This window comes from Pseudomonas sp. MONT-RG-20F-20-E-7-02 (assembly GCF_022662395.1).
Taxonomy (GTDB): Bacteria; Pseudomonadota; Gammaproteobacteria; order Pseudomonadales; family Pseudomonadaceae; genus Aquipseudomonas.
Genome location: NZ_JAKNQN010000012.1, coordinates 93,039 through 119,074, shown reverse-complemented (window position 1 = coordinate 119,074; position 26,036 = coordinate 93,039). Strand labels below are relative to the sequence as shown.

The window sequence follows — 26,036 nt, the reverse complement described above, 5'->3', positions numbered from 1 at the left end:
TCAGGATAGTGCAGAGAAGTTGCCCGGTGCGGGGTGCGAATGCACCAGATGGACTGGTGCATTTGAATGAGGACGACCGCCACGACGCTCGCCAGACTGAGACGGTCAAATCACTCAAAGGATTAATCATGACCACTGTCTATGAAACCAACCGTTCACCGTTTCGCGTGTCTTGGAGCTCTGTGCTGGCGGGTAGTGCAATTGCCCTGGTGACCTACCTGGTGCTGAGTGTGTTGGGCACGGCCATCGGCGCGAGTGCCGTCAACCCGATGGAAGCCGGTAACCCGTTGCGCGGTTTCGGCACGGGTGCCGGCATCTGGCTGTTTGTGTCGACGCTGGTGGCGATTGGCGTCGGTGCTTTTGTGGCCGGGCGTACCGCGCCGGATCGCGGCGGCCTGCACGGCGTGCTGACCTGGACGCTGACCACGCTGTTCACCACTTGGTTGCTGGCGGCACTGGCATCGAGCGTAGTGGGCACGGCGGGCAATGTCGTCGGCAAAGGCCTGTCTGCTGCCGGTAGCGGCATCGCCGCCGCAGCACCGGGCATCAGCGACAGCGTCAAACAGCAGTTAAACGAGCAGGGCATTCACCTGGATTGGAACAGCCTGCAAGGCCAGCTCGACACCTTGCTCAAGCAAAGCGGCAAGCCTGAGCTGGACCCGGCCAACGTGGAGCAGAAAACCGACCAGGCCGCTGCCGATGGCAAGCAAACGGCGACAGATGCCGCGACCAACCCAGCCCAGGCGGGCGACCAACTCAAGCAGTGGTTTGAGCGCGTAAAAGCCTCGGGTGAGCCTGCGTTGAATGCGGCGGATAAAGACGCACTGGTCAACATCGTTGCGGCCCGTACCGGCAAGAGCAAGGCAGAAGCCACGCAGATCGTCGACAACTATGCCCAGGCTTATCAGCAAGCCATGCAAAAGGTCGATGAGCTGAAACAGCAGGCCGAGCAGAAAGCCCGTGAAGCCGGTGAAGTCGCAGCCAAACAGCTCTCCCGCGCGGCATGGAGCACCTTGGCCATGCTGTTGTTGGGCGCCGCCTTGAGCTTCTTCGTCGGTCGCACAGCGCTGACCACGCGCCGCGTGCCTTTGGCTTAACCGTTTGTGCGGCAGGGACGCCGCTTTTCACTGGCACCCAACATGCTGGTGTCAGCATTCCATTCCCCTGCAGTGTTTGGCGATGCGTGATATCTACAGCGTCTTCAATTCCAACGGTGCCTACGAGACCGGGGCCCACGCCCATGACGAGTTCATGTTGATGGTGCCCGAGCACGGCCGCCATGCACGCTGGGCCGTGGACGTGGCCGGATTGCCCAGCGGCGGGATGCTGGAGCTGGAAGTAACAGCAGTCATCACGCCGAATGCGATTTAACCAACACCCTCGCTCCAATGTGGGAGCGGGCTTGCCCGCGAATACGGTAGATCAGTCAGCATCTGTGTCTCTGACAGACCGCCTTCGCGGGCAAGCCCGCTCCCACAGGGTTATGTAGTGAACTCAATAACCTATCCGCCTGAATGAATGCGTAAAATACCCGCCTTTTACGCATATCACGCACAGGTGCCCTTTGAGCGCAGGCAAAGCCGTCGGACTGTTATTACTCACTTCACTGCTGGCGGCGTGCGGCACCTCACCGCCACGCACGCCCAACGACCTGTGCGGCATTTTTCGCGAAAAAGATGATTGGTACGACTCTGCCAAAGTCACGCAAAAGCGCTGGGGCGTGCCGATCCAAGTGCCGTTCGCCATCATGTACCAGGAATCCGGTTTCCATCAGGACGCCCTGGCCCCGCGCAAGTACCTGTTGTGGATCATCCCCTGGGGCCGGGTCTCCACGGCTGCCGGTTACGCCCAGGCCAAGGATGAAGTGTGGAACGACTACCGCAAAAGCACCGGCCGCAGCGGCGCCAACCGTAAGGATTTTGACGACGCCATCGACTTCGTCGGCTGGTACATGGACAAGACCTACACCATCAACGGCGTGTACAAGTACGACGCCTACGGCCAGTACCTGAACTACCACGAAGGCTGGGGCGGCTACCGCCAGCGCACCTACGCCGCCAAAGCCTGGCTGCCGCCGGTGGCGAGCAAGGTACAGGCACGTTCGCAGATGTACGCGGCGCAATATGCAGGGTGCAAGGATGATTTGGGGCGTGGGTTCTGGAGCAGGTTCTGGCATTGGCTATAGGGCCAACGCTGCCATGGGGGTTGCAGAGGTAAATGCACTAGTTCTGGAGCACGGGCCTGTTGTGGCGAGCGGGCTTGCCCCGCGTTGGGCTGCGAAGCGGCCCCAAAACCAACCAATGAGTTGCGCCTGACACACCGCATTCTTCATTGACTGGGGCCGCTGCGCAGCCCAACGCGGGGCAAGCCCGCTCGCCACAGTAAGCCCGCTTGCCACAAATGGGTTGTTTTACGCTTGCATGCACTCCAATGACCGATCGACCATCACACTGGCCATGTCCACAAGGTGCAATACCGAAATCACCAATGTGCGTGAGTCACCTTCCAATTGATCAATCGTCGTCTGCGCCGTAACGGCGGCACAACGCAGCACGCTGCTGGCGTGGGCCAGGGCGTCTTCGAAGCTGAGCTCTTGGGTGGTGGTGAAGAAGGGCGGTTCTGATGCGGGTGGTGCGGGGACAAGTTTGTCCATGGTTCAACTCCTAATCAAGCGTTAGAGAGTCAACACCTTCGCTACTAAACGGGGTGGCGACCGTACGCAGGTTAGTAGACCGGCGATTAGGAAACCGGCGCACCCGAAGGTGCCCTACGCACGGCCACCATAACGCAGGGCCGAAAAAAAGCGCCTTGCAGAAGGGGGCGCCTTGCGCCTAATCACATCGGTGGGCTACTAAACCCGGTCACTGAATTGGCAGTGACCGGCGAAGACTAGCCATGCGAATTGAGCGGCGCAAGCGGTTGGGATTCTCTCGGAAACGTCCTGCAAGTTAAAGGGAAATGTCGCTGATCAGACTGTTCCTACACTTGCCAAACCTCCCCAGTTCTGGGAAAACCCCAGCCTTTACGCATTCAACGAGACCCACATGAGCAACGACGAACTGCAGATCACCGACACTCGTCCGGGCACCGGCAAAGCCGTGGTCAAGGGCGCGTTGATCACCACCCAATACACCGGCACCCTGGAAGACGGCACGGTGTTCGATTCGTCCTGGGAGCGCGGCAAGCCGTTCCAGTGTGTGATCGGCACCGGGCGGGTGATCAAGGGCTGGGACCAGGGGTTGATGGGCATGCAGGTCGGCGGCGTACGCACGCTGTTCGTACCGGCGCACCTGGCCTATGGCGAGCGCTCGATGGGCGCGCATATCAAGCCCAACAGCAACTTGCGCTTTGAGATTGAGTTGCTGGAAGTGCTGACGCGGGATGATTGACGTTTTTCGACGCAAGGAGGCTGCATGGACATGATTCAAGCCATACGCGACAGCTGGAGTTGGGTGGGTATCGACCCCGTCGAGGTGGTGGGTACCACCGTCTTTGGCAACTTGATGATCAAGGATACGCAGGCACGCTACTGGCGGCTGTGCCCTGAAGGGCTTTATTGCGAGGTGATTGCACAAACGCGTGCGGCCTTGGATGAGATCTCCAGTGACCAGGCTTTTCTGCGTGACTGGTATCTGCAACCGATGGTGGAGCAGGCCGAGGCGGCACTGGGGCCGTTGGCGCATGGGCAGGTTTACCATTTCGTTATTTCGCCGGTGTTGGGTGGCCAATACGCCATCGACAATGTGCGTCAACTTGATCATATCGAGCAGGTTCGGTTCTGTGGTGACCTGGCGCTTGAGATCAAGGATTTGCCTGACGGCGCGCAAGTGAAGCTCAGGATTGTCGACTAGTTATTGGAAAGGACAGCACCTCATGGACGTGGTTTGTGTCACTCAATGGCCTCGGAGCACCGCGCCGGGTATACGGGTTAAGCCGCTTACTCTGGCCGATGAAGCCGAACTGCAGTACTACTTCGAGCAAGCGCCTGACTACTTCATCGCGGTCAACGGCGAACCCGCCACGCCAACCGAAGCGCGTGACGAGTTGCGCGGCGATCTGCCTGCGGGCTGGAGCTGCAGCCGCATGTATTGGCTGGGTTACCGCGATGCGGATGATCAGCTGGTTGCCGTGGTGAACATCGCCGCAGATCTGCTCGCCACCGGTGTGTGGCACATCGGGCTGTTACTGGTGCATACGCGCTGGCATGGCACTGGGCTGGCGCGGCGGCTGCATGCGGAGCTTGAGACGTGGGCCGTGAGCAAAGGCGCCCAGTGGTTGCGATTGACGGTGGTTGTCGGCAATGCCAAGGCCGAGCGCTTCTGGCCCAAACTTGGGTATGTGCAGGTGCGCACGCGGGACGGTATTACGATGGGGCGGCAGGTGAATAGGGTGTCGATTCAGGTCAAGGCGTTGGCGGGTGGGCGGGTGAATGAATACCTGGCGTCTGTTGAGCGGGATCGGCCCGGTGCTGCGTAATCGTGAATGTTCACCGTCTCTTGTGGGAGCTGGCAAGCCAGCTCCCACATTTGAATGTTGGCAAGTCCTGGAACTCGGTTCCTGAACTCATCCTGAAGCATCGGCTTGTTCCCCATCGGTAAGTTTTCCTACGGTTTACTCCCCTGACATCGGGGCGTAAACTCCGCGCGTTTTAATCAATAGCGGAGACCCTCAGTGGGTACTTGTTCGAGTGACAGTTGTCGGCCGGTTTCAGTAATCGGCATCTACTTGGCAAGGTAACGCGCATTTTTCCGATGCCGTTATCTCGCCTGAAAAAAGCGAGCAGCGGCATCCCGGCAGCGCCTGTCCTGGCACCTGCCTGAATCCCTCTCATCGACGCTGACCAGCACCGCTTTAATCGACATCACGATTAAATGTGGGGGCCGGGCTTGCCCGCACCCACAGGGTTCGTGCGCATACGGGGAGATTTCCTATGCAAGCAATCAACAACATCAACCTCAATTCCTTGGTCGATACCGTCGTCAGCCTCACTGCGGCGTTTATCCTCGGCGGCTTGATCGGTTTCGAGCGCCAGTACCGTCAACGGACGGCGGGCTTGCGCACTAATGTGCTGGTGGCAGTGGGCGCGGCGATTTTTGTCGACATGGCCAACCGCCTCGGCGGCGCTGAAGGCGCTGTGCGCGTGGTCGCGTATGTGGTCTCGGGCATCGGTTTTCTGGGGGCTGGCGTGATCATGCGCGAAGAAGGCAACGTGCGCGGGCTCAACACCGCCGCCACGCTGTGGGCATCGGCGGCAGTCGGTGCGTGTGCGGGGGCCGACCTGATCCTGGAAGCGCTGCTGGGCACGCTCTTTGTGCTGGCGGCCAACACCTTGCTGCGCCCGATCGTCAACAACATCAACCGCCAGCCGTTGGACGTGGTGTCGGCGGAGGTCACCAACATCCTCTATGTCATCGCGCGGCGCAGCCAGCAACAGGCGGTGATGGTCTTGCTGGAAGCCGAATTGGCGCGCTGCAACTACCCGGCCAGCGATGTCGATGTTCGGCCATTTGGCAGTGAAGAAGTGGAGATCGAGGCCACCCTGGTCGCGACCTCGGTTGACGGCGACGAGCTGGACGCGCTGGTTGCGCGTATTTCCACCTCGACCTTGGTGGTGCAGGCGTTCTGGAGCCCGAGTACCACGGATTAGTCGGCTGCTCGAAAGCGTCGCCACGCGTTGGATGGGTGGTGCCTTGCTCGGATAAATCCTACATTTGGCTGGGATTATCCCTTCGGATGAAGCGTCATTTCGTTGTTAAGGTTGCGCACTTCTAGCTAGCCGGCGGTGTTGGTTTAGCTGTAGGTGTTCAACATTTTTTCAATCGAAGGGACCAGGCGCAGCCTGGCTATTGGCCTGAGTAAAGACAGTACCGTTGGTCGGCACTGTCATTTCTCACAGGTACCTGTGTCCCGCTTGATGTGTAAGGCTACTTACCTGCCATGGGATTTTTATGATCAAAGCATTGATAGTCGACGATCATTCGTTTATTCGCCAAACCGTTCGGTTCCTGCTCAAGCAAGAAGGGTTTACTGATATTGATGAGGCGGGTAACGGTGCGGATGCTGTGCAGAAGGCCAGAGAAGGGCGCCCGGACCTGATTATTCTTGACTTGGCCATCCCGAAACTGGGCGGGCTGGAGGTGATCAGCCGGGTCAAGGCGCTGGGCCTGCCGTGCAAGATGCTGGTACTGACGTCGTCCCTGCCAGAGTTTTTCTCCGCTCGCTGCATGCGCGCCGGGGCCATGGGGTTTGTCGCCAAGACCGGGGAGTTGGACGAGCTGCAAAAGGCGATCAAGGCCGTGATGTCCAACTACAGCTGCTTCCCCAGCTTGCCGACCAGTTCGGTGCGTCGTGACGATTTGCAGGCCTCGGAGCAGCAGTTGGTGGAATGCCTGTCGGACCGCGAGGTGGAGGTGTTACGTATGTTGGCGCTGGGCCTGGGCAATAACCAGATTGCCGAACAAATGCTGCTGAGCCACAAGACCATCAGTACTTATAAGACGCGGCTCAAAGACAAGTTGTGCATGTCGTCGGTGGTGCACATGGCCAAGTTCGCCCAGCGTAATCATCTGATCTGATTCGATATGACCCCAGCCTGCATTCGACAGTTGATGATTGCCCTATTGATGGGCGTGCTGCCGATGGCAGCGATGGCCCTGGATGAGCCTCACCCGCTGCGCTTGTTGGGGCACGCCACGCTGGATGGCAATGGTTTGTCCGTGGTGCTGAGCGAGGCGGACTGGCACTGGCTGCGCGAGCGTCGTACCTTGTTCATGGGGGTTTCGGCGCCAGACTATGCGCCTTTCGAACTGACAAATAATAATGACGAACTTGAGGGGATCACCGCCGATTACGCGCGGTTGCTCTCCCAGGCGCTGAACGTTACCGTGGAAGTACGGCGCTACGACACCCGTGACGAAGTGATCGAGGCGCTCAAGCAGGGCGCCATTGACTTCCTTGGGACCGCCAACGGTTTTGAGGCGGGTGACCCGCAGTTAGTGCTGTCTCGGTCCTACGCCAATGATCAGCCCGTGCTGGTAACCCCTACCGCAGACACCCAGGCCTTGACGGTCGATCTGGCCGGTAAGCGCGTGGCCATGCTCTATCACTACATGCCGCCCGATGTCGTACAGGCCTTCTATCCCCAGGCGCGGTTGGAATTGTTCCCGTCTGTTTTCGAGGCCATCGGCGCCGTGGCGTTCGGTCGCGCCGATGTCTACCTGGGCGACGCCATCAGCACCAACTACCAGATCAGCCGCAACCACCTGAACAATGTGCAGATGGCGGATTTTTCGACGTTGGAATCCAACTCTTACGCCTTTGCTGTTGCGCGCGACAACACCCGGTTGCTGCGCATCATCAATACAGCGCTGAGGGCGATCCCGGCTAACGAGCAGATGGAAATATTGCGTCGTTGGAGCGGCGGCAATCTCGGCCTGCTCGGTGCTGAACGGCTGCACTTGAGCACCAACGAGCAGCGTTGGCTGGACAAGCACCCGCGCGTCAGGGTGGTGGCATCCGACCAGATGCTGCCTTTGGCGTCCTTTAGCGCACAAGGGCAATTAGACGGCTTGAGTGCTGACGTTTTATCGCGGATCAGCCTGCGCACCGGGTTGAAGTTCGACGTTGTCCCGGGCGGATCAATGCCCCAGCAGATTGACGCGGTCAGCACCGGCAGGGCGGACATGATGGCAGTGATCACGCCGAGCGTCGAAGGCTCTGACCAGGTGCGTTTTACCCGGCCCTACCTGACCAATCCGCTGGTGCTGGTTACGCGCTATGACGACCCCGCGACGTTGACCCTGGACGACATGCCAGGCAAGCGCCTTGCGATAACCGCCAGCAGTGCGCTGCGTGAGTTGATCAATCGCGACTATCCCGGTATCAACTTCGTGACCGCCAAAAACCCTACACAAGCCATGGCGATGGTGGCCTCCGGCGCCGCCGAGGCCGCCGTCAATTCATTGATCAATGCGCGCTACCTGATCGCCTTGCAATACCGTGAGACCTTACGCGTGACCAGCACCGTCGGCTCTGAACCTGCACGCATGACATTTGGGGTCAACCGTGGCCAGCTGGAGTTGTACTCGATACTGGACAAGGCGTTGCTGAGCATCCCACCCCAGGAAATGGACGAGTTGGTCAACCAGTGGCGCACTGACGTGATCGTCGAAGACCATTGGTTGCGCCATCGCAGTGCGATCATTCAAGGGTTCGGCCTGGCGGCGCTGTTGCTGGTGGTCACTCTGGGCTGGGCTTTTTACCTGCGCAGCCTGATACGCAAACGTGCCCAGGCCGAACGCGCCTTGAGCGACCAGATGCGTTTCATGGGCGTACTGATAGACGGTACGCCGCATCCGATTTACGTGCGTGACCGCCAGGGCAGGTTGATGGCCTGCAACAGTGCTTACCTGGAAGTGTTTGGTTTTACCCTCGAAGCAGTGATCGGCAAGACGGTCATACAAACCGATTCCGGCAACCCTCCACAGGCCCGGTCTTTCCATGAGGACTACCTGCAACTGATGGAGCGTGGCGAGCCGCAGATTCATGATCGGGTACTCAAGTTGCCCAATGGCAAGGTGCTGACCATCTACCATTGGATGTTGCCCTACCGTGACGGCGACGAGAACGTGGTGGGCATGATTGCCGGTTGGGTGGACGTGAGTGAGCGCCAGCGCCTGTTGGGCCAACTGCAGGAAGCCAAGGAAGACGCCGACGCCGCCAACCGCGCCAAGACCACCTTCCTGGCGACCATGAGTCATGAAATCCGCACGCCCATGAATGCCGTGATCGGCATGATCGAGCTGGCCCTTGCGAATGCCGAGCAGGGCCGCGCCGACCGCGATGCTCTGGAGGTGGCTTCGGTTGCGTCCCACGGGATGCTGGAGTTGATTGGCGATATTCTTGATATCGCCCGGATCGAGTCCGGCCATTTGTCCCTGGCGCTGGAGTCGGCCAACCTGCATGAACTGCTGATGTCGGTGGTGCGGGTGTTCGAGGGGCTGGCGCGTGCCAAAGGCCTGGTTTTTCAGGTAGAACTTGATCCGCTGATTGATTGCCAGGTTCTGGCCGACCCGTTGCGCTTCAAACAGGTGGTGTCCAACCTGCTGAGCAATGCCATCAAGTTTACCTCCCAGGGTCAGGTGCGCCTGGGTGCGCGCAGTCTGCCGGCCCCCGACAGCGGCCAGCTGAGCCTCAGGTTATGGGTGGAAGACACCGGTATTGGTATCAGCGCAGAAGACCAGCAACGCCTGTTCAACCCGTTTATTCAGGGGAGCAACACTGAGCAGTCGGCGCGCAGCGGGTCGGGGCTGGGGCTGGTAATCAGCCGAAACCTGTGTGAAATGATGGGCGGTAATCTGCAGTTGAGCAGCGTGCTCGGCCAGGGCTCACGGGTAGACGTGATGTTGATAGTGACCCGCACGGCTGCGTTGCCGGTCGCGGTTCCGACACCCGGCCCTGCCGTAAAGCCGGCGCGCGCATTGGACATTCTGGTGGTGGATGACTACCCGGCCAACCGCTTGCTGCTGGCGCGGCAATTGAGCCACCTGGGGCATCGCATCATTACGGCCGAAGACGGTATCGAGGGCCTGGAGCTGTGGAAGAACAGGCGGCCTGACGCGGTGATCACCGATTGCAACATGCCCCTCAAGGACGGCTACACCCTGGCGCGTGATATCCGCGCGCAAGAGCGGGAGCAAGGTCTGGCGCCGTGCCTGTTGCTGGGGTTCACCGCCAATGCGCAACCGGAAGAGACCGAGCGTTGTCGTCAAGCGGGCATGGACGACTGCCTGTTCAAACCTGCCGGGCTTGATGACTTGCGCTCGGCCCTGGCCTCGCTCACGGCCAGCCCAGGTGCAGTTGAAGCTGAAATGGCCTTTGATTTGAGCACGTTGATTTCGCTGACGGGCGATGATCATGCAGCGCTGAGGGAACTCTTGGTGCCGCTGGTCGACAGCCTGGAAGATGACCGCGCGCTTTTACCGAAGCTGCAACGCCAGTGCAATTTTCACGCGCTGCATGATCTCGCCCACCGTGCCAAGGGCGGGGCGCGGATGGTGAAGGCGCAGGTGCTGATCGCTTGTTGTGAAACGCTGGAGGGGGTTTGCCAACGGCAAGATCGCGCCGCACTGGGTGGGGCGGCGGAAGCGGTGGGCGAGGCGATTGGCAATCTGCGTGACTGCCTGAATGCTTATTGCAATCGGCCGTGACTGCGGTTGATCGCCATTGGGCGGTTTTGGGAGAACTCCTACGTGAAGGGGGAACAAGCCTGATTTTGTCTACGGGATATGTCTGGACAATGGGCGCTGCTCACTGACGAGCACAGCCTGCCCGGGGTTTGCCATGCCGAACAAAGCACTGACCATCCTGATTGCCGATGAACAGCATCTGCAACGTCTGTACATCGAAAAAATGCTCAACCAGTTGGGGTACTACCGGATTGTCCCGGTGCAAACCTTCGACGAAGTCCAGATCCTCACCGCCATCCCCGCTGAGCCCTTTGATGTGCTGATCATCAATGGCGGGCTGGCGGCCCATGCAAGTGGGCCACAGCCTCAGGTGCGGCATGTGCTGGTCTACGACCATCAGGACCTGAGTGCACCTGCCGGCGCGACGCCGACGGTGCGGGTGCGGTTGCCTGGCGCGCCGGACACCGTCAACCTCGAACATTTCATGGACATCATCGACCCACCGCAAGCCTCGCGCGGCCTGCGGGTGTTGCCGTGGCTGCGGGAGTTATCCGGCCGGCCTGCCACCGGGGTTTAGTCCCACTTCGGTGCGATGCCTTTGGGGCTGGTCAGGCGATGGCCACGTTCCAGGCCGGCAATCTGCGCCATGTCGGCAGAGCTCAAGGTGAGTTGCAGGGCCTTCAGGTTGCTCTCCAGGTTGGCGCGTTTGGTCGACGATGGGATCACCGCGTAGCCCAGTTGCATCGCCCATGCCAGCGTGACTTGTGCCGGGGTGGCTTGGTGGCGTTCGGCGATTTGCTGAATCACCGGGTCTTTGAGCACTTCGCCATACGCCAGGGTCATGTAGGAGGTGATCTGGATACCCTTGGCGGTAGCGAAATCCACCACTTTCTGGTTTTGCAGGTAGGGGTGCAGTTCGACCTGGTTGGTGGCGATGTTCTCGGCGCCAACCGCCGCAATCGCCTGCTTCATCAGCTCAATGGTGAAGTTGGAAATACCGATCTGACGGGTCAGGCCCAGGCGTTTGGCTTCCAGCAATTGGCCCATGAATTCGGCCACGTGCACCTGGTCTTCCGGCGATGGCCAGTGGATCAGGGTCAGGTCCAGATAGTCGGTCTTGAGCTTGCGCAGGCTCTCTTTAAGGCTGGGGATCAACTGGCCTTCGGCGAAGTTGGCGATCCAGATCTTGCTGGTAACAAACAGTTCGTCACGCGGTACACCGCTGTTGGCAATGGCTTGGCCGACATCGGCTTCGTTCTCATAGATCTGCGCGGTGTCGATGACGCGGTAACCCAGTTCCAGGCCGGTGCTCACGGAGTCGATCACCACCTGGCCTTGCAGGCGGAAAGTGCCAAGGCCGAAGGCGGGGACGTTTGGGGTAGGGATAGACATCAGTAACTCCTGAGAGGGGATAAACAATGGAGTCGAGTATCTGCCCGTCGTTCCTTCGGAAAAACCGTCGAATCCGAAAAGGACTCTTTACCAGAAGTCACGAGTGTCGCCCGCTGCAAAAAACGCGTGCCGGTGGACGAGGTCTTCAAGTGGCCGTGAAGGCGTTCAGCGGTCGAACCAGGCGAGCAGCACCGTCACGTTGTCGCGCCCGGCGTATTGTCGCCGACGTGGAACACCGGCAGCGGCCCCATCGAGCTGTGGGCGCCATAGGCCGGTGAGCGTCGTGCCCATGCAGCTGCCTTCGCTCATATGGCGGGCGACATTCTGCTGATAGACGCACTGGTTCACTTGATCGATGGCGTTGTGCAGCCTGCTGGCGGCTTGCATGTCCGGGTCCGACCAGGTGGCATCCGGGTCGGCGCCGTCGTTGATCACGTCGACACTGTGGGTGCAGGTATCGAGCAGTCAATCACCAAAAACCTGTCGTTCAAGACCGAGTACCTGTACTACGACCTGGGCCAGGACAAGCTGAACGTGGCGGTGATTCCGGGCAGCGGCGGGGCGGGTACTGGCTATGACTCCAAGTTCAAAAACGATGGGCAGATGTTGCGTGTTGGGTTGAACTGGAAGTTTGACTGACGGTGTTACGCCACCTCATGCGCAGGCGCGTGAGGCTGTTACGGGGCGAGCAGGGCGGTGTTGGTAAAACTGGCCCTGTCGCGTCTTGCGGTTTTTGCGCGATTGGAAAGTGTTCCAGGTCGTGAAGTCGAAGCGAGTGGCAGAGACGACGTTTTCCTGGACCAGCATGATGGGCAGGGGCTGGTTCGTGTTTGTGTAGTGGGTATTGAACGTGACCTCCAGTGTGTCCTTGTCCCGATAGCCGCTGAGAATAGGAAGCAGGGTGAAGGCGTGATCCATGCCCTCGGACTCAGTGGGTTCGCCGACGAACACCACAATGCCGACGTACACTTTGCGATCGCTCAAGCTGAACATGCAAGGTGCCCGCTGCTCAATGGACTCTCTCAGTAAGCGCCTGAAAGCATTGCCATCCAGAACACCCAGCGACAGCAAGTAATGGAGTTGTTCGTCCGTTTCCAGTTTCAGCACTTTCTTTTGCAGGCGCACATAGAGTTTTGCCCAGCCCAAAGGAATTGCCATGGCGGTAAGCCCTATCTGAAGTAGAAATACCCACAGTGCGCAGTTTTTCTCATTGGCAATGTCGAGCTGTACCAACAAGGCACCTAGATAGCTGCTGTAGTCTGTTGCAATCGCATACCCCGCGACTTCGACCTTCTGCTTCGACAACGCAAGAATAATGGCACTCAGGATCGTAGCGATGATCAGGCAAACCAAGCCCAGCCTTGCAACTTGCAGGTAGAGCAGTTGCCCTTGAAAACGGTGCAGACGATGGTAGAAAAAAGGGTGTCTGATGCAGACCATGTAGCCACTGACAAGCAACGGTACAATTATCAGCAGGCCCATATGTCGTCGACCTCCATTTGCCGGACCTGACGTATCGCGTCCTTGTAATTCTGCGATTGCGCAACCTCGGCAGCGTCGACGCCAATGCCACAATCATGGATCTTCCAGCTTTTATAGGATTTGACGGCTTTGACTCGATCCCAATCATCCGGAGTCGGTTTTCCAAACAGAAAATGCAATAAGTTCATGGCGACAACCTCGCAAAGAAGTAGCCAGTTTTATAGCAAGCGATCTGGCCTCACGACCATTGATGGCATGCCGTGCCACCGTCGTCGGTTCCTGTAGGAAACGTCTCCATTTACTCCGGCGGCCTAAAACGTCGGCGGCGTAATCACCCAGATCACCACCGTCTGCACCTTGCCTGGGTTGCCATACCGATGCGGCTCGCTGCTGGCGAAGCTGAAGCTGTCGCCCGCATCCAGCAGAAAATGCCGATCACCCACCCACAACTCAAACTGCCCGCTCAACACGTAGCCCGCTTCCTCGCCTTCATGGCTGTAGCTCTGCTGGCTGTAGGTGCCTGGCGGAAAGCTCGACTGCAGCATTTCCAGTTGATGGTTGGGCAACGGCGTGAGCAATTGGTCGACGATGCCATCTTCATAGCGGATGCTTTGCCGGTTGCCCTGACGCACCACATAACCTTCATCCGCTTCGGCGGGAATGGTTTCACTGGCGAAAAACCACTGGATGGTCACCCCCAGGCTGCGGGCAATATTGAACAGCGCCGGAATCGACGGATACGCCAGGTTGCGTTCCAACTGGCTGAGGTAGCCGGCGGTCAACTCACTTGCCTGCGCCAGCTCGGTAAGTGTCAGCCCGAGCGCCTTGCGCAGGCCGCGAATGCGCGTGCCGAGAAACAGTTGCTGCGGTGCGTCGGTCACAGGTTCCATGCCACTTTGAGTCCTTCGTAAATCGCCTCTTCGGCGGTGCGCGGTGCCAGGCAGTCGCCGATGCGATCAAACGGCACCCACCCCGCCAGCTCCGCGCCCAGAGTGTCCACCGGCTGGTGGCCCTGGCACAACACCAGGCTGTCGATATTCTCCAGCAGCATCGGCTCGCCGCTGGCGGTGTGTTGCAGGTAAACGGTGCTGTCGTCGCAGCCGTAAAGGCGGGCGTAAGGGATGATCGCAATCGCCAGGCGGTGCAGCTCTCCAGCCAGTTGGTCGCGTACGTACAACGGCAGGTTCTCCCCACAATGGGTGCCATTCACCGCCAGTTGCACCTGATGGCCGGCGCGCATCAGGCGCTCGGCAATGCCCGGGCCGATCCAGTCGCAACGCCAGTCGGCTACCACCACCGAGCGACCCAGCGTGACCTCACCGCGCAACACTTGCCAGGCGTCCACCACCTGCAACTCACCGCCTTGCTCGAAGGCTGGCCAATAGGGTTCGGCGCCCGTGGCGATGATCACGTGATCGGGTTGCTCTTGCTCCACCAGCGCCCGGTCGACGCGGGTGTTGCGCACCACGCGCACACCCGCCAGCGCCATCTCCCGTTGCAGGTTGGTGCTGGCGCCGCCGAACTCGCTGCGCCGTGGCAGCAATTGCGCCAACAGCACCTGCCCACCCAATTGTGCGCTGGCCTCGTACAGCGTCACGTCGTGCCCCCGTTGCGCAGCCACGGCTGCCGCCTTCATGCCGGCAGGCCCGCCGCCCACCACCATGATGCGCCGGCGCGTTAACGCCGGTTGCAGATTACCGAATACCAATTCGCGCCCGGTCTCGGGATGCTGGATACAGGAAATCGGCAAGCCCTTGTGAAAATGGCCGATACACGCCTGATTGCAGGCGATGCACGCGCGCACGTCGTCGGCGCGGCCAGCCAGGGTTTTGGCCGGCATCAGCGGGTCGCAAATCAGAGCGCGGGTCATGCCGCATACATCGGCCTGGCCACGGGCCAGGATCAACTCGGCCTCCTGCGGCTGGTTTATTCGCCCGGTGACAAATAGCGGAACCGACAGGCTGGCCTTGAACGTCGCCGCCTCATCCGCAAGGTACGCCGCCGCGATGGCCATGGGCGGCACGATATGGATCGCGCCACCCAGAGAGGCCGAGGTGCCGGCGACGATGTGTACAAAATCCAGCTGCGTTTGCAGGCTTTGCACCGCCTCCAGGGATTCGCTCTCGGTGAGCCCTTCACTGTCACGCTCATCGGCAGAAATGCGCAGGCCGATGATGAAATGCTCGTCGGTCGCCACCCGCACCGCAGCCATAATTTCGCGCAAAAACCTCAGCCGTTGCTCAAGCGAACCGTTGTACCCATCGGTGCGCCGATTAACCCGTGGGTTGAGAAACTGCGCCGGCAAATACCCATGGCTGGCGACCACTTCCACCCCGTCAATTCCTGCTTGATACAAGCGCCTGGCCGCCTGCGCGTAACCGGCGACGATCTCATCGATCATCGCCTGTTCCAGCGCCCGTGGCATCACCCGAAAGCGCTCGTTGGGCACCCCCGACGCCGAGTACGCGACCGCCAGCAAGCCGTCTGCCGACTCCATGATTTCCCGCCCCGGATGAAAGATCTGCGACAGCACCACGGTGCCGTGCGCATGGCAGACCTCGGCCAATTCGCGATAGCCATCGATGCAGGCATCGTCGGTGGCCATCAGCACATGCGAGGTGTAGCGCGCACTGTCATGCACCCCGGCCACCTGCAACACAATCAGCCCCACACCGCCTTCGGCCCGCGCACGGTGGTAGGCGATCAACTGTGCGTTAACGTGATTGTCGGTGGGCATCGAGGTGTCATGCCCGCTGGACATGATGCGGTTTTTCAGGCGTTTGCCGCGCAGTTGCAACGGCTCGAACAGGTGGGGAAAGGCTGCGTGCGACATGGTGCGGATACTCCAGGCGCCGTTATTGTTATTGTTCTATAGGAGGTGAGCGCCAGTAAAAAATCAACTTGTTTTTTTACTGGTGACTGGATTAGCGTCGCCCTCAACCACCCCGCGCTTGGAGAATAAAAATGACTTACTCCGCCGAACCCGCCCAGGAAAAACACCTGCGCGAAGAGCTTGCCGCGTGCTACCGCCTGATCGCGCACTACCGCATGAGCGACCTGATCTTCACGCATATTTCGGTGCGTATTCCCGGGCCTGAGCACCACTTCCTGATCAACCCCTACGGGTTGATGTTCGATGAAATCACCGCCTCCAGCCTGGTCAAGATCGGCCTGGATGGCCGCGCGGTGGAGCCTTCGCCTTACGCCGTCAACCCGGCCGGGTTTGTCATCCACAGTGCGATCCATGCTGCGCGCGAAGATGCCCAGTGCGTGCTGCATACCCACACCCGCGCGGGCTGTGCGGTGGCGGCGCTGGAGTGCGGGTTGTTGCCGGTCAACCAGATCTCGATGGAGTTCTACGGCAACGTCGCGTACCACGACTACGAAGGCGTCGCCCTGGATATGGCTGAGCAACGCCGCCTGGTGCATGACCTGGGCGACAAGCCGGTGCTGATGCTGCGCAACCACGGTCTGCTGACGCTGGGCGAGACGGTCAGCCAGGCGTTCCTGCGCATGTACTACCTGGAGAAAGCCTGCGATATCCAGATCGCGGCCCAAGCCTGCGGCCCATTGATCTTGCCGCCGGCCGAGGTCTGCGCCTACACCGAACAGCAATTCAACAACCCAGGCCGAACGCTGGAGCAGGGCGAGCTGGCTGACCCGGACGCCATGCAGTTGGCGTGGGCGGCGTTGCTGCGGATGCTGGATCGGGTGTCGCCCGGTTACCGCGACTGATGTAGAGTCGTGCGGCCGACTCAACGAGGACACCGCCCCATGACCCAGGAATCCCGCTTCTCCCGCATGGAGCCGCAATTGCGCAAGGCCAACCTGGTGCAGGCCACGCTCACGTGCCTCAAGCGCGATGGTTTCCAGGGCGCTTCGATTCGCAAGATCAGCGCCGAGGCCGGGGTGTCGGTCGGGCTGATCAGCCACCACTATTCGGGCAAGGATGAACTGGTGGCCGAGGCTTATCGCACGATCACCGCCCAGGTCATGAGCCTGCTGCGCGAGACCATGGCCGAGGCGCCACCAGAGCCTCGGGAGCGGCTGTCGGCGTTGTTCCGGGGTTCGTTTTCCGCTGAGTTGCTCGACCCGCAACTGCTCGATGCGTGGCTGGTATTCTGGGGCGCGGTGAAAACCGCGCCTGCGATCAACCAGGCCCACGAACATTCCTACGGTGAGTACCGCACCATCATGCGCTCCGCCCTGAGCGATATGGCCAGGGAAGAGGGCTGGGAGCGGTTCGACGCCGACCTCGCCGCCATCGGCTTGAGCGCCTTGCTTGACGGGCTGTGGCTGGAGTCGGGGCTTAACCCTGGCACCTTCACGCCGGAGCAGGGCATTCAGATCTGCGAAGCCTGGGTCGACGGCCTGCAGAGCGGCGGTCGCCAGCGTTATCTACTCAAACCCTGAGCCTTTCTTGCCGCCTGAACGCAAGGTTCAGGCCGCTATTTCCCTTCCGAAAATATTTGCAGTTTGCCGATTGCCTCCTTGCTGAACACTCGTTTAGTATCTCGCCATGTCGCACCCCTCAAGCCAATTAAAATAATTCGAGGAAGCCATGACTATCGATTCGCCCGTGCTCACCGATGTGCAAGCAGGCGTTGCCTGGATCACCCTCAACCGTGGCCCGCAGCGCAATGCACTGGATATTCCGACCCTCAAGCACCTGCATGCCTTGCTCGACGCTTTCAACCGCGACCCGGCCGTGCGCGTCGTGGTGTTGACCGGCAGCGGTCGCAGCTTCTGCGCCGGCGCCGACCTGGCTGAGTGGGCCGAAGCCGAATCGCGTGGCGCCCTCGAAACCTATGGCTGGACCGAAACCGCCCACGCCCTGATGACCCGCCTGCACACCCTCGACAAACCCACGGTTGCCGCCATCAACGGCACTGCCGTCGGCGCCGGCATGGACCTGACGCTGTGCTGCGACCTGCGCATTGCCGCCCAGTCGGCGCGCTTCAAGGCCGGCTACACCAGCATGGCCTACTCGCCGGACGCTGGCGCCAGCTGGCACTTGCCGCGCCTGATCGGCAGCGAACAGGCCAAGCGCCTGTTGTTTCTGGATGAGCTGTGGAGTGCCGACCGCGCACTGGCCGCCGGCCTGGTGGGCGAAGTGGTCGCCGATGAGCAACTGCACGCCCACACCACGGCACTGGCCACGCGCCTGGCCAACGGGCCGACCTTCGCCTTTGCCCAGACCAAAACCCTGATCCGCGAAGGCGCCGCCCGCAGCCTGCCCGAGCAACTGCAGGCCGAACTGGCGGCTGGCCTGCTGTGTGGGCGCAGTGTCGACGGCGCCGAAGCCTTGCGCGCGTCCATGCAAAAGCGCTCACCGAATTTCTGCGGCCAATAACAACAACACCCCCGAGCAGGTAGCGCCATGAATTTCCAACTCAGCCAAGAACAAGACATGTTGGTGGACGCGGTACGCAGTTTTGTCGCCAAGGAATTACTGCCCCACGAGGAGGCGGTAGACCGTGCCGACGAGGTCTCGCCCGAGCTTGCCGCGCAGATCCGCGACAAGGCTATCACTGCCGGTTTCTATGCCTTCAACATGCCGGAAGAGGTGGGCGGTGGCGGCCTGGATTACCTGTCCCAGGCGCTGATCGAGCGCGAGCTGTCGAAGGTCTCGTGGGCGCTGCATGTGTTCGTTGCACGGCCGTCGAAAATCCTCATGGCCTGCACCGGCGCGCAAATCGAGGACTATTTGTTGCCGTGCGTGCAGGGCCGGAAAATCGACTGCTTTGCCCTGACCGAACCCGGCGCCGGCTCCGACGCCAATGCGATCAAGACCCGCGCCGTGCGCGACGGCGACGACTTTGTGATCAACGGCAGCAAGCACTTTATCAGCCATGCGGGGCACGCCGATTTCGCCATCGTGTTTGCCGTCACCGACACCTACGAACACAACGGGCGCCAGCGCAACGCGGTGACCTCATTCCTGGTCGATCGCGGCACGCCTGGCATGACTATCCGCCGTGGTCCCAAATGCGTGAGCAACCGCGGCTATCACACCTATGAAATGTTCTTCGACGACTGCCGCGTGCCCGCGTCCAAGGTGCTCGGCGAAGTGGGCAAAGGCTGGGACGTCGCCAATGCCTGGCTCACCGCCGGGCGTGTGATGGTCGCCGCCAACTGCGTCGGCCAGGCCCAGCGCGCGCTGGGTGTGTCGCTGCAATGGGCGGCCGACCGCAAGCAGTTCGGCCAGCCTATCGGCACCTACCAGGGCGTGAGTTTCAAGCTGGCCGACATGGCCACGCAGATTCGCGCCGCCGAGCTGCTGACCCTGCACACTGCCTGGCAGATGGACCAGGGCAGCATGACCGACGGCGAGGCCGGCATGGCCAAGCTGTTTGCCAGCGAAACCCTGGGCAAAGTTGCCGATGAAGCCGTGCAGATTTTCGGCGGCATGGGCTTGATGGACGAAGGCCCGGTGGAGCGCATCTGGCGCAACGCACGGATCGAGCGGATCTGGGAAGGCACCTCGGAAATCCAGCGCCATATCATCGCCCGTGAACTGTTGCGGCCGCTGTTGCGCTGATCGGCGCGGAGAACGCTTATGTCCCAGGCTATTCGCGACAACCTCAAGCGCCTGCTGGCGCCCCGGCATCTGGCATTCGTCGGCGGGCGCAGCATGGCCCGCGCGCTCAAGCGCTGCGCCGACGGCGGCTTTGCCGGGCAGATGTGGCTGGTCAACCCGCAACATGACAGCCTCGACGGCGTCCCGTGTGTACGCCGCATCGCCGATCTGCCGTGCGGCCCGGACGCGGTGTTTATTGCCACCAACCGTGAATTGACACTCACCTGCGTGGCCGAACTGGCCGCCATCGGCACCGGCGGCGCGATTTGCTACGCCTCGGGGTTTGCCGAAACCGGTGCGGCCGGTGTGGCGTTGCAACAGCAATTGCTGACGGCGGCCGGCGACATGGCGTTACTCGGCCCCAATTGCTATGGCCTGCTGGACTATCTGCACAGCGCGGCGCTGTGGCCGGTGGCCCATGGCGGCAAGGCGGTGGAGAAGGGCGTGGCGGTGCTGACCCAGAGCGGCAATTTCGCCTATAACCTGTCGATGAGCGACCGCTCGTTGCCGGTCGCCTACATGGCGTCGGTGGGCAACCAGGCGCAACTGGGCGTTGCCGAATTGATGGACGTGTTGCTCGATGAACCGTGCGTTACCGCCATCGGCCTGCACTTGGAGGGCCTGAAGAATGTGCCGGGCTTTGCCCGCGCGGCGCACAAAGCCCTGGAAAAAGGCATCCCGATCATCGCGCTGAAAACCGGCGTGTCGCAGATCGGTGCCGAGCTGGCGCTGAGTCACACCAGCTCGCTCTCAGGCTCGGATGCGCTCTACGACAGCTTGTTTGCACGCTTGGGGGTGATCCGCGTCAGCGGCCCGGTGAGTTTCGTCGAAACCTTGAAAGCTGCGGCCTGCGGTAATCTGCCTGCGGGTAAAAGCCTGATCGCCCTGGCCTGCTCGGGCGGTGATGCAGGGCTGATTGCCGACTACGCCGAGCGCAACCAACTGGCCCTGCCGAAACTGGATGAAGACCAGCGCGCTGAGCTGGCGCAGGTGCTGCCCGGCTACGCCAACCTGGTCAACCCGCTGGATTTCACCACAGCCATCTGGGGCGACCGCGAAGCGCTCAACCGCATGCTCGACACGGCCCTGCGCACCCAGGCCGATGCAGCCATGCTGGTGCTGGATTACCCGGCTGAATTTACCGGCGAACGCAAGGAATGTGACTTGCTGCTGGAGCTGTTCTGCGCGGCGCTCAGCCGCCATGGCAAGACCGGCTTCGTCACCTCGGCGTTCCCTGAGCTGTTACCGCCGCACGCCCGTGAGCGGATGCATGCGCATGGCATCGCCGCCTTGCAAGGCGTGGAAGATGCGCTCGCGGCGTGGGGGCGGATTGCCGACTACACAAACCAGCGTCGCGTGTTGCTCGAACGCGGTGAATCGATCCTCGAACCGCTGTGCCCGCAAGCCCTCGACGGCCACGGCCAGGCCCTGGATGAGTGGGCGTCCAAACAAGCCTTGCGTGCCTATGGCCTGAATACGCCAGCCGCGGTGTTGAGCACGCCGGGGCGGGCGATTGCCGACGCAAAGCTGCTGGGCTACCCGTTGGTGCTCAAGGCCGTCAGTGCCGATTTACCGCATAAAACCGAAGCCGGTGCCGTGGCCTTGAACCTGCAGGATGGCTTCGCCCTGACTGCCGCGCTTGAGCATATGCGCCGGCAAATCGCGGTGTACGCGCCGAATGTAGTCTTCGATCAATTACTGCTGGAAACCATGGCTGCGCCACCCTTGGCCGAGCTGATCGTGGGCATCAAGCGTGAAAACGACTTTGGCCTGGCCTTGGTGATCGGCGCCGGCGGCATCCTCGTGGAATTGCTCAAGGACAGTCGCAGCCTGCTGCTGCCGACCACCGACGATGCGATTCGCAACGCCTTGCTCAGCCTGCGCAGCGCCGCCTTGTTGCAAGGTTTTCGCGGGCGTGAAGTGGCGGACATGGACGCGCTGGTCGCGGCGATCCGCGCCGTGGCCGACTACGCCTGCGCCCATGCCGAGCAGTTGCTGGAACTGGATGTGAACCCACTATTGGTCAATGCCCGCAGCGCCACGGCGGTTGATGCATTGATTCGCCTAGGAGATGGCCATGCACGATAAAACAATGACCGGCGGCCAGGCGTTGGTGCGGCTGCTGGCCAACTATGGCGTCGACACGGTGTTCGGCATTCCCGGCGTGCACACCCTGGAGCTGTATCGCGGCTTGCCCGGCAGCGGCATTCGCCATGTGCTCACGCGCCACGAACAGGGCGCCGGGTTTATGGCCGACGGTTATGCGCGGGTCAGCGGCAAACCGGGCGTGTGCTTTGTGATCACCGGCCCCGGCGTGACCAATGTCGCCACCGCCATCGGCCAGGCGTATGCCGACTCGATCCCGATGCTGGTGATCTCCAGCGTCAATCACCTTGCCAGCCTCGGAATGGGCTGGGGCATCCTGCATGAGACGCAGGACCAGCGCTCGATCACGGCGCCCATCACCGCGTTTTCGGCAGTGGCCTTGAGCGCCGAGGATTTGCCCGAGCTGGTCGCCCGTGCCTACGCGGTGTTCGACAGCGAGCGGCCACGGCCGGTGCATATTTCCGTGCCGCTGGATGTGTTGGCGGCACCGATTGAAAGGGACTGGAGCAATGAGGTGGTACGCGGTGCGGGGCGTGGCTTGCCAGCGGCCGAGGTGCTGGATCAGGCCGCGGCCAAACTCGCCTCGGCCAAGCGCCCGATGATCATTGCCGGCGGTGGTGCGCTGGCGGCGGGGGAGGCCTTGCAGCGCTTGAGCACGCAATTGGCGGCGCCATTTTTCACCAGCGTGGCGGGCAAGGGTTTATTGCCGGTCAATGACCCGCTGAATGCCGGTTCAACCCTGTGCGTCGAACCCGGCTGGCAGTTGATCAGCGAAGCCGATGTGTTGCTGGCGGTTGGCACGGAAATGGCCGACACCGATTACTGGCGCGAGCGCTTGCCCATCACCGCTGAGCTGCTGCGCGTGGATATCGACCCACGCAAATTCAACGATTTTTACCCGTGCACCGTGGCGCTGCACGGCGATGCCAACAGGACCGTGCTGGCGTTGCTGGAACGCTTGCCGACGGCGCCGCGAGAGGCTGAAGCGGCAATCAAAAGAGTCACCACATTGCTCCAGGCCGTTGAGCTGGGGCACGGCCCGCTGCAGTCGATCCACCAAGCCATTCTCGACCGCATCGAGGCGGAACTGCCCGCCAACGCCTGTATCAGCAGTGACATGACCCAGCTGGCCTACACCGGCAACTATGCCTACCGCAGCCGCGCCCCGCGTAGCTGGCTGCACCCCACCGGCTACGGCACTTTGGGCTATGGCTTGCCCGCCGGTATCGGCGCCAAGTTCGGCGCGCCGTTGCGGCCGGGCCTGGTGCTGGTGGGCGATGGTGGTTTCCTCTACACCGCCCAGGAGTTGGCCACCGCTGTTGAAGAGTTGGACAGCCCGCTGGTGGTGCTGCTGTGGAACAACGACGCCCTCGGCCAGATCCGCGACGACATGCTGGGCCTGGACATCGAGCCCATCGGCGTGCTGCCGCGCAACCCGGATTTCGCGCTCTTCGCCAAGGCGTTCGGATGCACCGTGAACCAGCCAAAAAACCTGGATGAATTGCAAACGGACTTGCGCAACGGCTTCCAACGCAATGGCGTGACCTTGATCGAGTTGAAACATGCCTATGTCTGTTGACCTTTAGAGGAGCAAGACCATGAGCGAAAACAACAACAAAATGACTCAAGCGATGCACCGACGGGATTTCCTCAAACACAGCGCCGTCGCGGGCGCGGTGGCCGCAGCGTTTTCCATGGGCCTGCCATTCCACGCCTTCGCCGAAGACGCGGCGCCCAAGCCGGGCGGTGTATTGCGCCTGGGCCTGGCCGGCGGCAGCACCACCGATTCGCGCGACCCTGGCTCGTGGGTCGACACATTTACCTTCGTCGGCTTTTCGGCGGTGTACAACACGCTGACTGAGATCGCCGTCGACGGCACTGCGATCCCCGAACTGGCCGAGCGCTTTGAATCCACCCCGGATGCGCGCGTGTGGACCTTCCACTTGCGCCAGGGGGTGACCTTCCACAACGGCAAAAGCCTGACCGCCGACGACGTGGTGGTATCGATCAACCATCACTTGAGCAAGGACTCCACCTCGGCGGCCAAGACCGTGCTCGGTGATGTCGCCAGCGTCAGCGCCAAGGGCAGTGACGCGGTGGTGTTCGAGCTGCATTCGGGCAATGCGGATTTTGCCTATGTGGTCGCCGATTACCACTTGGTGATCATGCCCTCCAAAGACGGCGCCGCCGATTGGCAGGCCGGCGTGGGCACCAGCGGCTACCGCCTGAAAAGTTTTGAGCCCGGCGTGCGCATGGACCTGGAACGCAACCCCGATTACTGGAAACCCGGCCGCGCGCACTTCGCCAGTGCCGAGCTGCTGGCCATCGCCGACGGCGCCGCACGGGTCAATGCGCTGGTCACCGGGCAGGTGGATGTGATCAACAAGGTTGATCTGAAAACCGTGGCCCTGCTCAAACGCAACCCAGGCTTGGTGATTGAAGAAACCAAGGGCGCCCAGCACTACACCTTCCCGATGCTGTGCGACAGCAATGAATTCAAGAACAACGACATTCGCATGGCGATGAAACACGCGATCAATCGCGAGACCTTGTTGGCTTCGGTGCTGCATGGCTATGGCCTGGTCGGCAACGATCATCCGATCCAGCCGGGCAGTCGCTTTATCAACGCGGCGCTGGAGCAGCGCGCGTATGACCCGGACAAGTCGCGTTTCTACCTGCGCAAGGCTGGTGTGGACTCGCTCAAGGTACGCCTGCAAGCCTCTGACGCCGCCTACACCGGCGCGGTGGACGCCTCGGTGCTGTTCAAGGAACAGGCGCGCCAGGCCGGTATCGATATCGACGTGGTGCGCGAACCGGCCGACGGCTACTTCTCCAACGTGTGGATGAAGCAGCCGTTTACCACCTCATTCTGGTACAGCAGCCTGACCGCCGACCGCATGTTCAGCATCGGCTACGCCAAAGGCGCGGCCTGGAACGAAACCCACTGGGACAACGCGCGCTTCAACCAACTGCTCACCGCCGCCCGTGGCGAGATGAACGCGCCGTTGCGCCAGGAGATGTACAACGAAATGCAGGCCCTGTGCCGTGACGATGGCGGCGCAATTGTGCCGCTGTTCGCCAGCTCCGTGGCGGCGCGTTCGAACCGCGTCAGCCATGGGCCGCTGACCGCGCCTTATGGTGAGCTGGATGGGTTGCGGTTGATTGAGCGCTGGTGGCTGGCCTAGAGCCCTCCCTGCCAATGAAGATCCAATGTGGGAGCTGGCTTGCCTGCGATGAGGCCCGTCCATTCACCGCAGCCCACCAGGGCGCCATCGCAGGCAAGCCAGCTCCCACAGCAGATAAGTGCTGTCTCGATGAGAATCGTCCATGAATAGCCTGCTCAAACTAATCCTCCAACGCCTCGCCCTCGGCCTGCTGTCGCTGTTCGCCGTCTCGGTCATCATCTTCCTCGCCGTGGGCATGCTGCCCGGCGACATCGCCCAGGCCATGCTCGGCCAGTCCGCCACGCCGGAAACCGTGGCGGCGTTTCGCGCGCAGCTGGGTCTGGACTTGCCGCCGTTCACGCGCTTTGCGCAATGGCTGCTGCGCCTGCTGCACGGCGACCTCGGTGCTTCACTGGCCAACCAGCGACCCATCGCCGAGCTGATCGGTGCGCGCCTGGGCAATACGCTGAGCCTGGCCGCCCTGGCGGCGGTGGTCTCGGTGCCCACCGCGCTGGTGCTGGGCATGCTAGCGGCGCTGTACCGCAACAGCTGGTTCGATCGCCTGCTCAACACCACGGCCTTGAGCGCCGTATCGTTCCCGGAGTTCTTTGTCGCCTACCTGCTGATCCTGGTGTTCTCGGTAAAACTCGGTTGGTTTCCCAGCCTGTCCAACCTGGCGCCGGATGCGTCGTTCGGCACCATCCTGGAACGCTCGGTATTGCCGGTGGCGACGCTGAGCCTGGTGGTGATCGCGCAGATGATGCGCATGACCCGCGCCTCTCTGATCAATTTGCTGGCCAGCCCCTACATCGAAATGGCCCGGCTCAAGGGCATCAGCCAATCGCGGATTATCTGGCGGCACGCGTTGCCCAACGCGCTGGCGCCCATCGTCAATGTGGTCGCGCTGAACCTGGCGTACCTGGTGGTGGGCGTGGTGGTGGTCGAGGTGGTGTTTGTCTACCCGGGGTTGGGCCAGTTGTTGGTGGACTCGGTGGCCAAGCGCGATATCCCGGTGGTGCAGGCGTGCAGCCTGATCTTTGCCGCCACCTACATCCTGCTCAATACCGGGGCGGACGTGCTGTCCATCGCCAGCAACCCACGCTTGATGCATCCGAAGGGGTAGAC

Annotated in this window: 25 protein-coding genes; 19 read left to right on the top strand and 6 right to left on the bottom strand. The window is 61.4% G+C overall.

The features are described from left to right. Window positions 1-128: 128 nt before the first annotated feature. The 3 genes from L8I05_RS26895 to L8I05_RS26885 all read left to right on the top strand — a co-directional run bounded on the left by L8I05_RS26895 (window position 129) and on the right by L8I05_RS26885 (window position 2,185). Window positions 129-1,097, top strand: a complete 969-nt coding sequence (locus tag L8I05_RS26895) for a hypothetical protein (protein ID WP_242174924.1) — start codon at window positions 129-131, stop codon at window positions 1,095-1,097. A gap of 82 nt (window positions 1,098-1,179) precedes the next feature. After that, window positions 1,180-1,371, top strand: coding sequence for a hypothetical protein (locus L8I05_RS26890; RefSeq protein WP_242174923.1), 192 nt, complete (start codon window positions 1,180-1,182; stop codon window positions 1,369-1,371). A 193-nt stretch (window positions 1,372-1,564) separates the two neighbouring features. Continuing rightward, window positions 1,565-2,185 (top strand): hypothetical protein, encoded by a 621-nt coding sequence (locus L8I05_RS26885; RefSeq protein ID WP_242174919.1) that lies wholly within the window; start codon window positions 1,565-1,567, stop codon window positions 2,183-2,185. Window positions 2,186-2,410: 225 nt separating this feature from the next. Here L8I05_RS26885 and L8I05_RS26880 read toward each other — a convergent pair whose 3' ends face one another. Then, complete coding sequence (locus L8I05_RS26880) at window positions 2,411-2,653, bottom strand: DUF3077 domain-containing protein (protein WP_242174917.1); 243 nt, start codon at window positions 2,651-2,653, stop codon at window positions 2,411-2,413. Between the two features lie 391 nt (window positions 2,654-3,044). Between L8I05_RS26880 and L8I05_RS26875 the strand changes: the two genes are divergently transcribed. The 7 genes from L8I05_RS26875 (at window position 3,045) to L8I05_RS26845 (ending at window position 10,764) form a co-directional block, all read left to right on the top strand. Beyond that, on the top strand, window positions 3,045-3,389 hold the full coding sequence (locus L8I05_RS26875) for an FKBP-type peptidyl-prolyl cis-trans isomerase (protein ID WP_159955321.1): 345 nt from the start codon (window positions 3,045-3,047) through the stop codon (window positions 3,387-3,389). A 24-nt stretch (window positions 3,390-3,413) separates the two neighbouring features. Beyond that, the gene (locus L8I05_RS26870) at window positions 3,414-3,851 is read left to right on the top strand and encodes a T6SS immunity protein Tdi1 domain-containing protein (RefSeq protein ID WP_242174916.1); all 438 of its coding nucleotides are present in this window, start codon (window positions 3,414-3,416) and stop codon (window positions 3,849-3,851) included. Between the two features lie 22 nt (window positions 3,852-3,873). Then, entirely contained in the window at window positions 3,874-4,476 is a 603-nt protein-coding gene (locus tag L8I05_RS26865; RefSeq protein WP_242174915.1) for a GNAT family N-acetyltransferase, read from the top strand. Window positions 4,477-4,930: 454 nt separating this feature from the next. Next, window positions 4,931-5,647 carry an MgtC/SapB family protein gene (locus L8I05_RS26860; protein WP_159955324.1) on the top strand — a complete coding sequence of 239 codons (717 nt, stop codon included), beginning with the start codon at window positions 4,931-4,933 and terminating at the stop codon, window positions 5,645-5,647. Between the two features lie 301 nt (window positions 5,648-5,948). Beyond that, complete coding sequence (locus tag L8I05_RS26855; RefSeq protein ID WP_242174913.1) at window positions 5,949-6,575, top strand: response regulator transcription factor; 627 nt, start codon at window positions 5,949-5,951, stop codon at window positions 6,573-6,575. 6 nt (window positions 6,576-6,581) lie between these two features. Then, on the top strand, window positions 6,582-10,208 hold the full coding sequence (locus L8I05_RS26850; protein ID WP_242174912.1) for a transporter substrate-binding domain-containing protein: 3,627 nt from the start codon (window positions 6,582-6,584) through the stop codon (window positions 10,206-10,208). Between the two features lie 133 nt (window positions 10,209-10,341). Further along, window positions 10,342-10,764, top strand: a complete 423-nt coding sequence (locus tag L8I05_RS26845) for a chemotaxis protein CheY (protein WP_197629371.1) — start codon at window positions 10,342-10,344, stop codon at window positions 10,762-10,764. Here the strand turns inward: L8I05_RS26845 and dkgB are convergent. Both dkgB and L8I05_RS26835 read right to left on the bottom strand, forming a co-directional pair. Further along, window positions 10,761-11,579: a 2,5-didehydrogluconate reductase DkgB gene (gene dkgB / locus L8I05_RS26840; protein WP_242174911.1), complete on the bottom strand. Its 819-nt coding sequence runs from the start codon at window positions 11,577-11,579 to the stop codon at window positions 10,761-10,763. The two genes, L8I05_RS26845 and dkgB, sit on opposite strands and share 4 nt — an antisense overlap. A 165-nt stretch (window positions 11,580-11,744) precedes the next feature. Then, the gene (locus L8I05_RS26835) at window positions 11,745-12,014 is read right to left on the bottom strand and encodes a hypothetical protein (RefSeq protein WP_242174909.1); all 270 of its coding nucleotides are present in this window, start codon (window positions 12,012-12,014) and stop codon (window positions 11,745-11,747) included. 9 nt (window positions 12,015-12,023) lie between these two features. Here L8I05_RS26835 and L8I05_RS26830 point away from each other — a divergent pair, with 9 nt between their 5' ends. Beyond that, window positions 12,024-12,218, top strand: coding sequence for a hypothetical protein (locus tag L8I05_RS26830; RefSeq protein WP_242174907.1), 195 nt, complete (start codon window positions 12,024-12,026; stop codon window positions 12,216-12,218). 15 nt (window positions 12,219-12,233) lie between these two features. Here L8I05_RS26830 and L8I05_RS26825 read toward each other — a convergent pair whose 3' ends face one another. From L8I05_RS26825 to L8I05_RS26815, 3 genes are all read right to left on the bottom strand, one after another. Continuing rightward, window positions 12,234-13,061 carry a hypothetical protein gene (locus L8I05_RS26825; RefSeq protein ID WP_242174905.1) on the bottom strand — a complete coding sequence of 276 codons (828 nt, stop codon included), beginning with the start codon at window positions 13,059-13,061 and terminating at the stop codon, window positions 12,234-12,236. A 311-nt stretch (window positions 13,062-13,372) separates the two neighbouring features. Then, window positions 13,373-13,951 carry a cupin domain-containing protein gene (locus L8I05_RS26820; RefSeq protein WP_197629340.1) on the bottom strand — a complete coding sequence of 193 codons (579 nt, stop codon included), beginning with the start codon at window positions 13,949-13,951 and terminating at the stop codon, window positions 13,373-13,375. Beyond that, window positions 13,939-15,894, bottom strand: coding sequence for an FAD-dependent oxidoreductase (locus L8I05_RS26815; protein WP_242174903.1), 1,956 nt, complete (start codon window positions 15,892-15,894; stop codon window positions 13,939-13,941). The genes L8I05_RS26820 and L8I05_RS26815 overlap by 13 nt, the downstream gene beginning before the upstream one ends. A gap of 131 nt (window positions 15,895-16,025) precedes the next feature. On the opposite strand from L8I05_RS26815, the gene L8I05_RS26810 reads away from it, so the two are divergent. The 8 genes from L8I05_RS26810 to L8I05_RS26775 all read left to right on the top strand — a co-directional run bounded on the left by L8I05_RS26810 (window position 16,026) and on the right by L8I05_RS26775 (window position 26,034). After that, complete coding sequence (locus L8I05_RS26810; RefSeq protein ID WP_242174901.1) at window positions 16,026-16,796, top strand: class II aldolase/adducin family protein; 771 nt, start codon at window positions 16,026-16,028, stop codon at window positions 16,794-16,796. 39 nt (window positions 16,797-16,835) lie between these two features. Then, window positions 16,836-17,474 carry a TetR family transcriptional regulator C-terminal domain-containing protein gene (locus L8I05_RS26805; RefSeq protein ID WP_159955344.1) on the top strand — a complete coding sequence of 213 codons (639 nt, stop codon included), beginning with the start codon at window positions 16,836-16,838 and terminating at the stop codon, window positions 17,472-17,474. Between the two features lie 148 nt (window positions 17,475-17,622). Further along, window positions 17,623-18,414 carry an enoyl-CoA hydratase-related protein gene (locus tag L8I05_RS26800; protein ID WP_242174899.1) on the top strand — a complete coding sequence of 264 codons (792 nt, stop codon included), beginning with the start codon at window positions 17,623-17,625 and terminating at the stop codon, window positions 18,412-18,414. A gap of 27 nt (window positions 18,415-18,441) precedes the next feature. After that, window positions 18,442-19,602: an acyl-CoA dehydrogenase family protein gene (locus L8I05_RS26795; RefSeq protein WP_242174895.1), complete on the top strand. Its 1,161-nt coding sequence runs from the start codon at window positions 18,442-18,444 to the stop codon at window positions 19,600-19,602. A gap of 18 nt (window positions 19,603-19,620) precedes the next feature. Then, window positions 19,621-21,729: an acetate--CoA ligase family protein gene (locus tag L8I05_RS26790; RefSeq protein WP_242174893.1), complete on the top strand. Its 2,109-nt coding sequence runs from the start codon at window positions 19,621-19,623 to the stop codon at window positions 21,727-21,729. Continuing rightward, window positions 21,719-23,326: a 5-guanidino-2-oxopentanoate decarboxylase gene (locus tag L8I05_RS26785; RefSeq protein WP_242174891.1), complete on the top strand. Its 1,608-nt coding sequence runs from the start codon at window positions 21,719-21,721 to the stop codon at window positions 23,324-23,326. The genes L8I05_RS26790 and L8I05_RS26785 overlap by 11 nt, the downstream gene beginning before the upstream one ends. A gap of 19 nt (window positions 23,327-23,345) precedes the next feature. Further along, entirely contained in the window at window positions 23,346-24,932 is a 1,587-nt protein-coding gene (locus tag L8I05_RS26780) for an ABC transporter substrate-binding protein (protein WP_242174889.1), read from the top strand. A gap of 142 nt (window positions 24,933-25,074) precedes the next feature. Next, entirely contained in the window at window positions 25,075-26,034 is a 960-nt protein-coding gene (locus L8I05_RS26775) for an ABC transporter permease (RefSeq protein WP_242174887.1), read from the top strand. Window positions 26,035-26,036: the final 2 nt, after the last annotated feature.

What these genes read in the sequence shown, in the direction of transcription:
- dkgB (WP_242174911.1), bottom strand. Translation starts at nt 11,579, where the DNA reads ATGTCTATCCCTACCCCAAACGTCCCCGCCTTCGGCCTTGGCACTTTC.
- L8I05_RS26825 (WP_242174905.1), bottom strand. Translation starts at nt 13,061, where the DNA reads ATGGGCCTGCTGATAATTGTACCGTTGCTTGTCAGTGGCTACATGGTC.
- L8I05_RS26790 (WP_242174893.1), top strand. Translation starts at nt 19,621, where the DNA reads ATGTCCCAGGCTATTCGCGACAACCTCAAGCGCCTGCTGGCGCCCCGG.
- L8I05_RS26780 (WP_242174889.1), top strand. Translation starts at nt 23,346, where the DNA reads ATGAGCGAAAACAACAACAAAATGACTCAAGCGATGCACCGACGGGAT.
- L8I05_RS26855 (WP_242174913.1), top strand. Translation starts at nt 5,949, where the DNA reads ATGATCAAAGCATTGATAGTCGACGATCATTCGTTTATTCGCCAAACC.
- L8I05_RS26795 (WP_242174895.1), top strand. Translation starts at nt 18,442, where the DNA reads ATGAATTTCCAACTCAGCCAAGAACAAGACATGTTGGTGGACGCGGTA.
- L8I05_RS26865 (WP_242174915.1), top strand. Translation starts at nt 3,874, where the DNA reads ATGGACGTGGTTTGTGTCACTCAATGGCCTCGGAGCACCGCGCCGGGT.
- L8I05_RS26820 (WP_197629340.1), bottom strand. Translation starts at nt 13,951, where the DNA reads ATGGAACCTGTGACCGACGCACCGCAGCAACTGTTTCTCGGCACGCGC.
- L8I05_RS26880 (WP_242174917.1), bottom strand. Translation starts at nt 2,653, where the DNA reads ATGGACAAACTTGTCCCCGCACCACCCGCATCAGAACCGCCCTTCTTC.
- L8I05_RS26845 (WP_197629371.1), top strand. Translation starts at nt 10,342, where the DNA reads ATGCCGAACAAAGCACTGACCATCCTGATTGCCGATGAACAGCATCTG.
- L8I05_RS26805 (WP_159955344.1), top strand. Translation starts at nt 16,836, where the DNA reads ATGACCCAGGAATCCCGCTTCTCCCGCATGGAGCCGCAATTGCGCAAG.
- L8I05_RS26875 (WP_159955321.1), top strand. Translation starts at nt 3,045, where the DNA reads ATGAGCAACGACGAACTGCAGATCACCGACACTCGTCCGGGCACCGGC.
- L8I05_RS26800 (WP_242174899.1), top strand. Translation starts at nt 17,623, where the DNA reads ATGACTATCGATTCGCCCGTGCTCACCGATGTGCAAGCAGGCGTTGCC.
- L8I05_RS26890 (WP_242174923.1), top strand. Translation starts at nt 1,180, where the DNA reads ATGCGTGATATCTACAGCGTCTTCAATTCCAACGGTGCCTACGAGACC.
- L8I05_RS26895 (WP_242174924.1), top strand. Translation starts at nt 129, where the DNA reads ATGACCACTGTCTATGAAACCAACCGTTCACCGTTTCGCGTGTCTTGG.
- L8I05_RS26850 (WP_242174912.1), top strand. Translation starts at nt 6,582, where the DNA reads ATGACCCCAGCCTGCATTCGACAGTTGATGATTGCCCTATTGATGGGC.
- L8I05_RS26810 (WP_242174901.1), top strand. Translation starts at nt 16,026, where the DNA reads ATGACTTACTCCGCCGAACCCGCCCAGGAAAAACACCTGCGCGAAGAG.
- L8I05_RS26815 (WP_242174903.1), bottom strand. Translation starts at nt 15,894, where the DNA reads ATGTCGCACGCAGCCTTTCCCCACCTGTTCGAGCCGTTGCAACTGCGC.
- L8I05_RS26860 (WP_159955324.1), top strand. Translation starts at nt 4,931, where the DNA reads ATGCAAGCAATCAACAACATCAACCTCAATTCCTTGGTCGATACCGTC.
- L8I05_RS26870 (WP_242174916.1), top strand. Translation starts at nt 3,414, where the DNA reads ATGGACATGATTCAAGCCATACGCGACAGCTGGAGTTGGGTGGGTATC.
- L8I05_RS26785 (WP_242174891.1), top strand. Translation starts at nt 21,719, where the DNA reads ATGCACGATAAAACAATGACCGGCGGCCAGGCGTTGGTGCGGCTGCTG.
- L8I05_RS26775 (WP_242174887.1), top strand. Translation starts at nt 25,075, where the DNA reads ATGAATAGCCTGCTCAAACTAATCCTCCAACGCCTCGCCCTCGGCCTG.